The organism is Rhizobium sp. R711, from assembly GCF_002211365.1.
In the GTDB taxonomy this organism is placed as follows: Bacteria; Pseudomonadota; Alphaproteobacteria; order Rhizobiales; family Rhizobiaceae; genus Rhizobium.
Window position 1 is genome coordinate 190572 of the sequence record NZ_LOKZ01000023.1, and the last position, 12646, is coordinate 203217.

11 protein-coding genes are annotated in these 12646 nt (G+C 59.1%); 8 read left to right on the plus strand and 3 right to left on the minus strand.

From position 1 onward, the window contains the following. Window positions 1–17: 17 nt before the first annotated feature. Window positions 18–2078, plus strand: coding sequence for a 3-hydroxyacyl-CoA dehydrogenase NAD-binding domain-containing protein (locus tag ATY80_RS19115; protein WP_088693912.1), 2061 nt, complete (start codon window positions 18–20; stop codon window positions 2076–2078). An 80-nt stretch (window positions 2079–2158) separates the two neighbouring features. Here the strand turns inward: ATY80_RS19115 and ATY80_RS19120 are convergent, their stop codons facing one another. Then, window positions 2159–5797 (minus strand): hydantoinase B/oxoprolinase family protein, encoded by a 3639-nt coding sequence (locus tag ATY80_RS19120; protein ID WP_088693913.1) that lies wholly within the window; start codon window positions 5795–5797, stop codon window positions 2159–2161. Between the two features lie 89 nt (window positions 5798–5886). Here ATY80_RS19120 and ATY80_RS19125 point away from each other — a divergent pair, with 89 nt between their 5' ends. From ATY80_RS19125 to ATY80_RS19150, 6 genes are all read left to right on the plus strand, one after another. Continuing rightward, window positions 5887–6408: a winged helix DNA-binding protein gene (locus ATY80_RS19125; protein ID WP_088693914.1), complete on the plus strand. Its 522-nt coding sequence runs from the start codon at window positions 5887–5889 to the stop codon at window positions 6406–6408. Window positions 6409–6724: 316 nt separating this feature from the next. Then, window positions 6725–7093 carry a hypothetical protein gene (locus ATY80_RS19130; RefSeq protein ID WP_348626649.1) on the plus strand — a complete coding sequence of 123 codons (369 nt, stop codon included), beginning with the start codon at window positions 6725–6727 and terminating at the stop codon, window positions 7091–7093. Window positions 7094–7258: 165 nt separating this feature from the next. Further along, window positions 7259–7771, plus strand: a complete 513-nt coding sequence (locus tag ATY80_RS19135) for a copper chaperone PCu(A)C (RefSeq protein WP_088693915.1) — start codon at window positions 7259–7261, stop codon at window positions 7769–7771. 50 nt (window positions 7772–7821) lie between these two features. After that, window positions 7822–8190: a copper homeostasis periplasmic binding protein CopC gene (gene copC, locus ATY80_RS19140; protein WP_088693916.1), complete on the plus strand. Its 369-nt coding sequence runs from the start codon at window positions 7822–7824 to the stop codon at window positions 8188–8190. Then, window positions 8187–9065, plus strand: coding sequence for a copper homeostasis membrane protein CopD (gene copD / locus ATY80_RS19145; protein ID WP_088693917.1), 879 nt, complete (start codon window positions 8187–8189; stop codon window positions 9063–9065). The genes copC and copD overlap by 4 nt, the downstream gene beginning before the upstream one ends. A 122-nt stretch (window positions 9066–9187) precedes the next feature. After that, window positions 9188–9790, plus strand: a complete 603-nt coding sequence (locus ATY80_RS19150; protein WP_088693918.1) for a HupE/UreJ family protein — start codon at window positions 9188–9190, stop codon at window positions 9788–9790. A gap of 36 nt (window positions 9791–9826) precedes the next feature. Here the strand turns inward: ATY80_RS19150 and ATY80_RS19155 are convergent, their stop codons facing one another. Next, window positions 9827–10612, minus strand: a complete 786-nt coding sequence (locus ATY80_RS19155; protein WP_088693919.1) for a glucose 1-dehydrogenase — start codon at window positions 10610–10612, stop codon at window positions 9827–9829. A gap of 27 nt (window positions 10613–10639) precedes the next feature. Continuing rightward, window positions 10640–11317, minus strand: coding sequence for an FCD domain-containing protein (locus ATY80_RS19160; protein WP_189637211.1), 678 nt, complete (start codon window positions 11315–11317; stop codon window positions 10640–10642). A 119-nt stretch (window positions 11318–11436) separates the two neighbouring features. Here ATY80_RS19160 and uxuA point away from each other — a divergent pair, with 119 nt between their 5' ends. Continuing rightward, entirely contained in the window at window positions 11437–12624 is a 1188-nt protein-coding gene (gene uxuA / locus ATY80_RS19165; RefSeq protein WP_088693921.1) for a mannonate dehydratase, read from the plus strand. The last annotated feature ends 22 nt before the right edge of the window (window positions 12625–12646 follow it).

Genomic DNA, 12646 nt, shown 5'->3' on the forward strand with positions numbered 1-12646 from the left:
CTGGGATAGGATATTTCATGGCCGTGACCATCGAATTCAAAAGCGATATTGCCGTCGTCACCGTTGACAACCCGCCCGTGAACGCCTTGTCGCAGTCGGTGCGGCAAGATTTGTGGAAGGCAGTTGAGAGGCTGGACGCCGAGCCCTCGGTGCGGGCAGTGGTGCTGATCTGCGAGGGGCGGACATTCATGGCCGGTGCTGATGTCAACGAATTCGGCAAGCCGCCTCTACCCCCTCACCTTCCCGATCTCATCGCTCGTATCGAAACAGCGACCAAACCATGGATAGCGGCAATTCATGGCAGCGCGCTCGGGGGCGGGTTCGAGGTGGCGCTCGGCTGCCGCTTCCGGATAGCCGTGTCATCGGCAAGCGTTGGTCTGCCCGAAGTCCGGCTCGGCATCGTTCCGGGGGCTGGGGGTAGTGTGCGCCTGCCGCGGCTGATTGGACCGGCGCTGGCAACGGACATGGTTACAACAGGCACACCGGTGACAGCGGCAAAGGCCCGATCGCAGGGGTTGATCGACGCCATCATCGAGGGTGATCTGGAAACGGGCGCGATCGATTTTGCGCGCGCTGCCGTGGATCAGTGTCTTCCGCTTCCACTGCGCCAACGAAGCGTGCCAGTCGTTGACGCGACATTCTGGGAAGCAACCGAGAAGGCCGTTGCCAGTCGCGCAAAGCGCGAGGATGCGCCACTTCGGGCTCTTGCCTGTGTGCGTAAGGCGGCAGAGTCCGATTTCGACACCGCAATGGCCTTTGAGCGCCGGACGTTTCTTGAACTGCGCAGCTCACCCCAGGCTTCCGCCTTGCGCCATGTCTACTTTGCTGAGCGTAGCGCGACACGGCCTCCCGAGCTTGCTGGTATCGAACCGCGCCCGATCCGTTCTGCCGCCGTCGTCGGCGGCGGCACCATGGGCGCAGGAATTGCCGCAGCCCTTCGCGATGCGGGCCTGCCGGTTACGCTCGTAGAACGCGACGAAGTGGCGGTCGAGCGGGGGCTATCGAACCTGCGTTCGATTTTTGAAAGCGCCGTCAAGCGCGGCAGAACGACGTCCGAAACGGCGGCTGAACGTCTATCCGGTATCATCGGCACGACCGACTACGGGGTTCTTGCTCGGGTGGACATCGTCATCGAAGCGGTGTTCGAAGATCTCGATGTGAAGCGTGAAGTCTTCGGCAAGCTTTCCACGATCTGCCGTTCCGATGCCGTGCTCGCAACGAACACCTCCTACCTTAATCCCGAACAGATTTCGGCCGGCATCAAGCACCCGGAGCGCTTTGTCGGGCTGCATTTCTTCAGCCCGGCTCATGCCATGAAGCTGCTGGAGATCGTCCCGACAGCTCAAACCTCTCCAGCTACAGTTGCGACGGGTTTCGCGCTCGCCCGCATGCTCAAGAAGATTCCGGTGCGCGCCGGCATTTGTGATGGCTTTATTGGCAACCGGATCCTGAAGGTCACCCGCGCCCAGGCCGAACGCCTGTTGCTGGCAGGCGCGACACCTTGGGCGGTCGATACGGCCATGCGTGCGCTTGGCCTTCCGATGGGACCATTCGAGGCACAGGACCTCGGCGGCCTCGACATTGCCGCTTTCCAACGCAGGGCGGCGCGCGTCCGCGGCGAGACCCCGTTCGCGCCGATCGCCGACCGGCTTTGCGCGCTGGGACGCTTCGGTCAAAAAAGCGGTGGCGGCTGGTACGATTACGCAAAGGGCGACAAGCGCACGCCTCGACCCTCGGAAATCGTCGCCGGCATTATTGCCGAGGAAGCCCGGGAAACGTCGCAGCGAAAGTGGGATGAAGCCAGCATCATCGACTGCATTGCCCTGCCGATGGTCAACGAGGCCACGAAGATCCTGCATGAGAAGATCGCGCTACGAGCTGAGGACATCGACCTCGTGGAAATCCATGGATATGGCTTCCCGCGATGGCGCGGTGGTCTGATGCATTATGCTGAAGAGCGCGGCATTGCTGGCGTCGTTGCCGCACTTGAAAGACTGGTTGCCGAAGGCCTCGCCGAGGACCCGTCTGATCTGCTGCGCCGGAGCGCAGAAAGTGGTCAATTCGTGTCCAGGGACTAATGCCAAGGGACTATCCGCCTGGCCGGTTTTCGGACGGCTGGCGCTATTGCCCAACGACACGCATGAGATCCGTTGGCCTGTCACGGCAAAGACGTGCCGAAGCCACCGGCAGTCGGCGTCGTAACGGTTACCGCTTCCCCCGCTTCCAAGATTGTTTGATCGCTTGCCCTTAATGTATCAACACGACCATCCAGACGTCGAACCGTTGTGGATCCGGCTTCTCCGTCGTGACCACCATTGCAGCCCTTGGGCGGCCGGTTGCGGTGAGACGACAGGATTGCGCATTCCATACGTTCGAGAAAACGGATCGTTCGTTTTGTGCCATCGCCTGCGTTCCATTTTCCCCGCCCTCCCGAGCCTTCCCTGATATGAAAGTCTTCGAGCAGGACCGGGAAACGAAGCTCAAGTACTTCAGGATCCGTTAGCCGGGAATTGGTCATGTGGGTATGAACACCGGACGTCCCGGCAAAGGCGCGACCGCTGTTCATCTTTCCTGCCGGAGATCCCGAGCAGATCGTCTCGTAATATTGGTAGCGATCATTGCCGAAGGTCAGATTGTTCATTGTTCCCTGGGCGTTGGCCATTGCTCCCATCGCCCCGAAAAGCGCGTTCGTGACGTGCTGCGAGGTCTCGACATTGCCGGCCACGACAGCGGCGGGATAGGCGGGCTTCAACATGCAGCCGTCCGGAACGACGATTCGGATAGGTCTGAGGCAGCCAGCATTCATCGGGATATTATCCTCGACCATCACGCGAAAAGCGTAAAGCACGGCGGCTCGTGTTACGGGTTCCGGAGCATTGAAATTGTTCTTCTCGACTTTTGATGTACCGGTGAAATCGACCGTCGCCTCGCGCTTATCTCGGTCGATCGTAATCCTGACCTTGATGGTCTGGCCCGTGTCGGTCGGATAGTTGTATTCAGAAGCATCAGGAAGGCGTTCGAGGACGCGGCGCACGCTCTCTGCGGCGTTATCCTGGACATGGCCCATATATGCCTCAACGACGGAAAGCCCGAAATGAGCAACCATCTTGCGCAGTTCTGCCACACCCTTCTCGTTCGAGGCAATCTGCGCCTTGATGTCACCGATGTTCTGATGCGGATTGCGGGCGGGATAGGGATGTCTGGTCAAGAGATCGTGTAACTGCCTCTCGCGAAACTCACCGCGATCGACGAGTTTGAAGTTGTCGAAAAGAATTCCCTCCTCCTCGACCGTCGTCGCAAGTGGTGTCATGGACCCAGGCGCGGTTCCCCCGATGTCGGCATGGTGCCCACGCGACGCGACATAAAACAGAATGTTGCGTCCTATCTCATCGAAAACAGGCGTCACAACCGTAATGTCAGGCAGGTGAGTGCCGCCATTGTAAGGCGCATTCAACGCGAAAACATCGCCGGGACGAATGCAGCCCCGGTTCAAATGGATAATCGCCTCGACCGAACGGTCCATTGAGCCAAGATGCACCGGCATGTGCGGAGCGTTGGCCACCAGCGCCCCGGTACGATCAAAGACCGCGCAAGAGAAATCGAGGCGCTCCTTTATGTTCACGGAATAGGCGGTATTCTGCAGCGTTACGCCCATCTGCTCGGCGATCGACATGAAGAGATTGTTGAATACCTCCAGCATGATCGGATCCGCATTCGTTCCCAGCGCCGCGGCGTTTTGTTTCTTCTCGGTCCTTTTCAGCAGCACGTGATCCTTGCACGTGATCTCTGCTTGCCAACCCGGCTCTACGACAATCGTCTGATTGGCTTCAATGATCAGCCCCGGGCCTGTGATCGACGCTCCAGGCGACAGATCGGCTCGTCGGAAAACACCCGCGTCCTGCCATGCCCCCTCAACGAAGATGTTCCGGGTTTCGCGCGGAGCAGCAACTCGGCGGTCCATTGTTCGGTCACTCTCGCCGTAGGTGGCACTGCTTCTGTCAGTGCCTTCGACGCAAACGGAGTCGACGACAATTTGCTTTGCGTCATAGATAAAACCGAACTGCGCCTTATGAGCGCGTTCAAAATTGCTCCGTACCCTATCAACCAATCCATCTGCGAAGTTCACCGGCAGCGTCGTATCGGTTCCGTCGTAGCGTATGTGCAAAACAGACCTGAAATCGATTGCGTTTCTTGCAACGCCTTGAGCGATTAATTCCCCAGCGACCTCATGGCTAAGGGAAGCAACCAAGTCGTCAATCGCGGGCTTGGCCTGATCGGACAACGGCTGCAGGAATGCCTGTTGGCGAGAGGCAAACACCGAAGAAAGGCCCATACCATAGGCTGACAAGAGGCCGGAATACGGATGGATGAGCACGGCCTGCATGCCGAGCGCGTCGGCAACGAGACAGGCATGTTGGCCACCGGCACCGCCGAAGCAGTTCAGCAGGTAGCCAGTGACGTCGTAGCCACGCTGGACCGAAATCTTTTTGATCGCATTCGCCATGTTTTCGACAGCGATCCTGATGAAGCCCTCAGCCACGCTTTCCGGCGTATGTTCGCCGCCGGCCTTGGCGGCAAGTATCTGAAATTTCTGACGGACAATGGCAGCATCGAGTGGCTCGTCCTGGTTCGGGCCAAAGATCGACGGAAATAGATCCGGCTGCAGCTTTCCTAACATGACGTTTGCGTCGGTCACCGCCAAGCCGCCGCCCCGGCGATAACAGGCCGGTCCCGGATTGGCGCCAGCAGAGTCCGGGCCGACACGAAAACGACCCGCCTCGAAGTGAAGGATCGAGCCGCCGCCGGCCGCGACCGTATGGATCCGCATCATCGGCGCGCGCACCCGCACGCCCGCAACTTCGGTATCAAACGCGCGCTCGTATTCGCCGTCATAGTGGGCCACGTCAGTTGAGGTGCCGCCCATATCGAAACCGATTACTTTGTCGAAACCGGCAAGTTTTGCGGTTTCCACCATGCCGACCACGCCGCCCGCAGGACCCGACAGAAGCGCGTCTTTGCCCTGAAACAGGTCAGCGGCAGTCAATCCGCCGGATGACATCATGAACTTCAGTCGCGGCGCACGGTCGGTGGATTTGCCGATCCCGAGCTCCGCACCAACCTGCTGTACATAGCGCGACAGGATAGGAGAGAGGTACGCATCAACAACCGTCGTATCTCCCCGTCCCACGAGCTTGATCAAGGGCGAAACCTGATGGCTGACGGAGATCTGCCGAAATCCAATGGATTTGCAAAGTTCGGCAAGCGCATCCTCGTGTTGCGGATATTTCCAGGAATGCATGAAGACAATGGCCACCGCATCGATACCATCGGATTTGGCCGCCTCGATCTTGTCCTTCACTGCCAAAAGGTCGAGCTGGACTTCGATCGAGCCGTCGGCGCGAACGCGCTCATCCACTTCGATAACCCGTTCATAGAGCTGCTCCGGAAGAACGATCTCCTTCGCGAAAATATCCGGCCGTGCCTGATAGGCGATACGCAGGGCGTCCCGAAAGCCCTTGGTGATAAGAAGGAGGACCCTGTCACCTTTGCGTTCAAGAAGCGCGTTGGTGGCCACCGTCGTCCCCATGCGGACATCACCTATCAGCCGGAACGGGATGGCGTCTCCCTTGGGGACACCGAGAAGGTCACGGATGCCTTGGATGGCGGCGTCGCGATAAGCTTCCGGATTTTCCGACAGCAGCTTGCGTGGGTGGAGGCTACCGTCAGGAGCGCGCCCAATCACATCCGTAAAGGTGCCGCCACGATCGATCCAGAAATCCCAAACACCATCCCTCATGTGCCGCCCATCCTTGGTAGCGCTTCCTAAACAGCTTCAATTTCTATAATTTGATGATAAAATATCGACAAATTGTGGGTGACGCAAATATGAAAAGCGGCAAGCATTCCATCGGGCCGGTCGTGTCGGCATCTCATCTCGCAGAAGGTGCGATGCCGGCGCTATCGGAGATGGAATTTGCATTGACGGTTGCCGGCAATGCATTTCAGCGATGGATCATTCGATGTATGGCGGCGGCAGGCGCGCCCGGTCTTCAGCCCACAGACGTGCTCATCCTGCATGCTGCCAATCACCGCGGCCGCGAAAAAACCCTCGCTGACATCGCTGTCATGTTCAACATCGAGGACACGCATATCGTGACCTATGCAGTGAAGAAGCTGCAATCAATGGGTCTGGTCGAAAGCGGTCGACGCGGCAAGGAAAAGACCATACGGGTAACGGACGAAGGCTGGAGAATCTGCCGGCGCTACCATGAAGTACGCGAAGCTCTTCTGGTCTCCGGAATAAAGTCGCTGGCAATTGACGAAGAGGCCGTGAGCCAGTTTGCAGCCCTTATGCGGCTTCTATCCGGTCAATACGACCAGGCTGCGCGGGGCGCCGTCAGTCTTTAGACAATAAGACGGATAGCGCCTCTGGCTTGCGCGGTTCGGCCAGGTGTCGGACGCGCACGGGGGCTCTTTATCGGGACCTTACTGGAATTCCTCGTTGGCTCGAAAGAGCGTGCGCCCATATGATGTGCCGCGCATGGAAAGGGTCCACCCCGGGCGTCAAACCCCGGCGCCCGGTCCTGCAACCAAAGGTCCCTTCGCGCGTCAGCTGCCAGCAATTGCCGCATTGAGGTTTGCGAGAATCTGCCGTAGAGCTTCTTGCCAACTGGAGGAGCAAAGGCTGCAGTCGGTCGTTTGTCCAAGATTGACGGGGTGGTTCGTGCGGGTAACCTGCGCGATAGCACTGCTGTTTGTGGGCCTCACCCATCAGGTCCCGGGCATTGCGAGTGGCGCTTTTGCCTCCTCGGCGTTGGCCGATCAGGTTCTGCCGGATGGCACATTGCCTGTCATCTGCACTGACGGCAGCAAGCGCATCGTCGACCACCATGGAAAGATGCATGGCCATGGCTGTGAGGCATGCCGTATTGCTGCCTCGACGCTCCTGCCGTCGCCCGATTTGACCGACGTCGTGAGGCTTCGGATCGACACCGAGGTCACTCAACCATCGATGAGAGAGGCAAGCAACGAGGAACCGTTTGCTCCCAATAGGGGCCCGAGGGCTCCGCCCCCTATCCCGGTTTTCGGGTAGAGCTGAGCCGCGGTCGATACCGTGACATCAGTCCATAGCAGTCGTCAATTCCCGGTGCGCCGGTCGACTTCGTGGTTAAATCCCGTCGTTTCGTTTCATTCACACAGGGCACGTCAACGTGGTCGGCATGATCCGCTCACAAAGGCCAAACCGAGAACAGCCATCATGAAAAAACTTAAAATCTTCATCGCCAGCCTCCTGTTTGCTGGTGTGTTTGCTACATTTGCCGCGGCTCATGACGTGAAGGTCGGCGACATCGACATCGGCCAGCCGCACGCGCGGGCCATGGTGCAAGGCGCCAAGGTCGGCGGCGGCTATCTGACACTAACCAACACCGGTTCGATCGACGACAAGCTCCTTAGCATCACGTCGGACCGGGCCGCGACAACTGAAGTCCATCAGATGACCGTCAACAACGGCGTGATGACCATGCGTCCCGTCGCCGGCGGGCTCGTCATTCCAGCCGGCCAAACCGTCGAACTGAAACCGGGCGGCTTCCACCTCATGTTCATGGGGGTTGAAAGACCCTTCAAGGAGGGCGAGACGGTCAAGGCGACCCTGACATTCGAAAAGGCAGGTTCCGTCGAGCTTGAATTTGATGTCGGAAGCGCTGGTGGCGCCAGCACCAAAGATCACCACTCCGACATGGGCGGGATGGATATGTCCAAACCGCAATAAGGCCACCGCGTCGATCGCGAAGCCATCATCTGAATCGAGGAATTAACAACATGTCGACACTTTCCCGCCTTGTCGCATTGTCCACCGTTGCGGTCCTGGGCTTTGCCGGACAGGCCCTCGCGCATGCACATCTGATAAAAACCATGCCCCCGGACAAGGCGACGATGGCCGCCTCCCCTGGCGAACTCGACCTGCATTTCTCGGAAGAACTCAATATCAAGTTCTCCGGCGTGAAAATCACTGGCCCGGACAAGGCTGAGGTCAAAACTGGTGATGCTAGGCTGATGGATGAAGGCAGGACCCTGATGGTCCCTCTTCCCGAAACACTCAGCCCAGGCGCCTATGCGGTGGAATGGCATGTTCTTTCGACGGATGGTCACAAGACCAACGGTACCTATGGCTTCACGGTAAAGCCGTGACGCCGGACGCTGCCCTCATCCTGTGCCGATTCGTTTTTGATAGTGGCGCCATTTTCCTGTGGGGTGCATCAGCTTACATCTGCTGGGCTGCACCTGCAGACTTGGCGCAGCAGGTGAGCCGACGACTCTGGCATTTCAATAGCCTCGCAACCCTGTTGGTCATCGGCACAACCGCAGCTCTTCTTCCGCTGCGAGCGGCAACGATCGGGGACGGCTGGGACGATGCGCTTGCACCGCAGGTGCTGCGATCAATCCTTACGCAAACCAATGTCGGGCAAGCTTGGATTGCCCAGGCGGCGGCCACCATTCTCGTGGTTGCCTCCGGCCTGGTGCCAGGACGGTTCGGACAATGCGCCCGCACGATCAGCGCCGGGTTGCTGCTCATCAGCCTCACGATCAGCGGCCATGCGGCGATGGACAGCGGCTGGTTGCTGACTATGCATCGCCTCAACGATGGCCTTCACCTCCTGTCTGGCGGCGCCTGGATCGGGGCGTTGGTGCCGGTCGCCGTCACCTTGCCGATGCTGCGTGACGCGCAATGGCAGCAGGATGCACGCACGGCAATGACGCGCTTTTCGACCGCCGGCCATGTTGCGGTGGCACTGGTCATTGCGACCGGCATCATCAATACTATCCTGATCGTCGGATCCGCTCCGCTCGATTGGCAGTTCGATTATCAGCTCCTGCTTAGCATGAAGATCCTGATCGTGTTCGTCTTGGTGGCGCTTGCGATAACCAATCGCTACCTTCTTGTCCCAAGGCTCGTTCGCGACCCATCGCTCGAGCCGCTCAAGTGGACGACCGGCACGGAAATCGTGTTGGGGTTCGCCGTGCTTGGCCTGGTCTCTGTGTTCGGTACGCTGCAGCCGACCTGAAGCGACCGGACGTTTTGGAAGCGACCTACGTCAAATGACGGTGTCGCCGCCTTTTTTGCTTTATCCTCTTGAACAGGCGTGCCATTTTCGGTCCCGACATGAAAAAAGAGTAGGGGCGGCCGGTGTTTTCCAAGATCTCGAAATTCTATGCAATACTCGCGGCTTGCGTCCTTGTTCCATCGCTTGCCTTCGCTCACACCGGCGTTGGCCAAACGGTTGGCTTTGCTCAGGGTTTCACGCACCCCATTTCGGGTCTCGATCACGTCCTCGCAATGGTTCTTGTCGGCGTTCTCGCCTGGCAGCTCGGCGGCCGTGCGCTGTTTGTCGTGCCAACAAGCTTCACCTCGGTGATGGCTGTCGGCGGCGCCCTCGGTATCATGGGAATATCGCTCCCCTTTGTCGAAGCAGGTATCGCTTTCTCCGTCATCATCCTTGGAGCCGGTGTCGCGCTCGGCGTGCGTGCTCGCGTCGCTGTCGCGGCAGGGATCGTTGGCCTTTTTGCCATCTTCCATGGTCACGCACATGGCTTTGAAATGCCCGCAGCGGTCGGCGGTGTTTCCTATGCGGCGGGTTTCCTGCTGGCGACGGCAGTGCTGCACATTGCAGGCATGGCGCTGGGTTATCTGATTGGCAGGGTGAGCGAGCAGCAGGGCGCGATTGTCATCCGATCGGCTGGCGGTATTGCTGCACTGGCCGGCGTGGGCCTGCTCACCGGCCTCATCTAGGAGGTCTGCGGCCCGGCCAACGAACCCCGCAGGCCCTCAGCGCACGCCAATACCGGCCGTCAGACCTCCATCAATACGGTGATCCGATCCGGTAATGAACGCAGCCTTGTCCGACGCCAGGAAGGCCGCAAGTGCGGCTACCTCTTCGGGTTCACCAATGCGACCAAGCGGATGCGCCTCCCCGAAGCGTCGAAATACGGCATCGATATCGGCATTTTCTCCTTCGAATGTGCGCGCCGCCAGCTCCAGGATCGGCGTGCGCACGGAACCGGGGCTGATCGACACGACGCGTATATTGTCGGCAGCAAAGTCGATGGCCATCGCCCGCGTCAATGCGTGGATCGCCCCTTTTGAAGCGACGTAGGCAGAAACGCCGGGCTGGCACGCAAAGCCCTGCACGCTCGAGATATTGATGATCACGCCCCCGCCTCGCTTGCGCATTTCCGGCACACCATGCTCGGCTGTCAGATGGATCGAGCCAACGTTTACCGCCATGCAACGCATAAACGTCTCGAAGGGCGTATCGGTAGCATTGCCATAGGGATGCACCGCCGCCGAATTGACGATGATATCCACGCCTCCGAAAGCGGAGACGGCTTGCGCAAAGGCGTCAGCCACACTGTCGGGAACGGAGACATCCGCATGGATGACGCGAAGGACCAGTCGATCCAAAACAGCAGTCTCCGCAAGCTCGGCGTTCGCCTTGCCATCTATGCCAAGGCAGGCAACCGCCGCGCCTTCGCGCGCCAGCTGCAATGCGATCGCACGCCCGATTCCAGTTGTCCCAGTGATTATTGCAATCTTGCCGGTAAATTCCCCCATCAGCCTCTCCCACACTTCTCGGCATGCTCATTTAGAAATGAATTCAAGACCGGCGCTGAGATGCCGATCCATGTGATAGACGAAAGCGATCCGGTCGCGGTCGCGCAGGGCCTGAAGGATGTCGCAGTGCTCGGCCACAACCGTCTCCAAAGTCAGTCGTTGCGATTTTCCGGCGAGCATCAAGCGCTGTATGACAGGCTTCAGCATGCCATAGGTTTCCGACAATGTGCGATTGCCGGCGGCATCCACCAACAGGCGGTGAAACTGGAAATCGAGCTCGGAGGCACGCTCGGCGTCTTCCGTTGACAGGATGGCTGCATTGACTGCTTCCATCTCGACGAGAGCCTGATCGGTCAGACGGTCAGCAATCAGATCGAACAGGTTCATTTCCGTCAGCCGCCTGTAGCCCTGTATGTCGCGGAAGGCATCGACCGAGATCTCCATGGCGAAGGAGAAGAGATCGCGCATCGCGCTTTGATGCTGATCTGTGAGGACAGCGCCGACCTTTTGCCTGGATTCAGCGATGCCGTAGGCCTTTAGCGTGCGGAAAGCCTCGCGCACCGTATTGCGACTGGAATCGAACATCGTGGCGAGTTCGACTTCGCTCGGCAAGACATCGCCGACGCCAAGTCCCCGCTCTCGGATCAGAACGCGGATCTGCCGGACGACGTCATCCACCGCCGAACCGCGATTGCTTGACTCCACAGTAACCTCCATTTCCTAAAAGCCTAATATGTTGGCCTTATCTTGACAACTATCGCTTTTGCCTTGCTCGCAACGATAAAAATGCGCTTAATTGTCCAACATTTTAAGGAGGTATTGCGATGTTGGAAAGTTGGCGCTGGTTCGGACCACAGGATCCGGTCGCATTGTCCCATGCCCGTCAGGCTGGCGCGCATGGCATCGTAACCGCCCTCCACCACATCTATGACGGCCGGGTCTGGACCCTGGACGACGTTGCGGAACGCATGACGCTCGTAAGAAATGCCGGCATGGACTGGTCGGTCTGCGAATCCATCCCTGTCAATTCGGCGATCAAACTGCGGAACGGAAACTGGCGCCGTTATGTCGACGCGTGGAAGCAGAGCCTGGCCAATCTCGGCAAAGGCGGCGTGCCTGTGGTCTGTTATAATTTCATGCCCGTCGTCGACTGGACACGCACGAACCTGCTCTATCCAACCCCCGTCGGCGGCTTGGCGCTTCGCTTCGACATGATCGATTTCATTGCCTATGACGTCTTTGTCTTGAAGCGGTCTGCAGCCGAAGAGAGCTACGATCCCCAGCTCGTCGAGACGGCGCGTGAGCGATTGGCGGGTATGGGTGAGGAGGATGTGGAAACACTCGAGCGGAACATCATTGCTGGCCTTCCCGGTGGCGAGGACAGTCACACGCGCCAAACCATCCGCGGGCAGATTGCAGCATTCGACGAACTATCCGACGACGACATGCGCAGCAATCTGGTCGAGTTTTTGAAAGAGGTCGTGCCGGTCGCCGTGGAAAACGGTGTGCGCCTGGCAATCCACCCCGACGATCCGCCGTTCTCGCTGTTCGGGTTGCCGCGGGTCGTATCGAAGTCCGAAGATATCGAGACCATCCTCGCGGCGGTCGACCACACAGCCAACGGCATAACCCTTTGTGCCGGGTCCTACGGCTCGCGCCACGGCAATGACGTCGTCGGCATGGCGAGCCGCTTTGCCGAACGCATCCACTTCGCGCACCTGCGAAATGTTACGAAAGAACCGGATGGCTCCTTCATGGAATCCGAGCACCTCGGTGGTGATGTCAACATGGTCTCGTTGATCTCGGTGTTGCGCCGCGAGGAGCGCCGCCGGGCCGCATCCGGCAGAGCAGACAGCGTCATTGCGATGCGACCCGACCATGGCCACCTTTTGATCGACGACCAGACGAAGACGGTCAATCCGGGTTACTCCTGCATCGGCCGGCTCAAAGGACTGGCGGAGCTCAGGGGTGTGATTGCCGCGGTGGATCAGTTGGACGTTCGGGCTGCGTGAGTGCCGAGGCCGGCACATCGGG

What these genes read in the sequence shown, in the direction of transcription:
- ATY80_RS19115 (WP_088693912.1), top strand. Translation starts at nt 18, where the DNA reads ATGGCCGTGACCATCGAATTCAAAAGCGATATTGCCGTCGTCACCGTT.
- ATY80_RS19120 (WP_088693913.1), bottom strand. Translation starts at nt 5,797, where the DNA reads ATGAGGGATGGTGTTTGGGATTTCTGGATCGATCGTGGCGGCACCTTT.
- ATY80_RS19125 (WP_088693914.1), top strand. Translation starts at nt 5,887, where the DNA reads ATGAAAAGCGGCAAGCATTCCATCGGGCCGGTCGTGTCGGCATCTCAT.
- ATY80_RS19135 (WP_088693915.1), top strand. Translation starts at nt 7,259, where the DNA reads ATGAAAAAACTTAAAATCTTCATCGCCAGCCTCCTGTTTGCTGGTGTG.
- copC (WP_088693916.1), top strand. Translation starts at nt 7,822, where the DNA reads ATGTCGACACTTTCCCGCCTTGTCGCATTGTCCACCGTTGCGGTCCTG.
- ATY80_RS19155 (WP_088693919.1), bottom strand. Translation starts at nt 10,612, where the DNA reads ATGGGGGAATTTACCGGCAAGATTGCAATAATCACTGGGACAACTGGA.
- uxuA (WP_088693921.1), top strand. Translation starts at nt 11,437, where the DNA reads ATGTTGGAAAGTTGGCGCTGGTTCGGACCACAGGATCCGGTCGCATTG.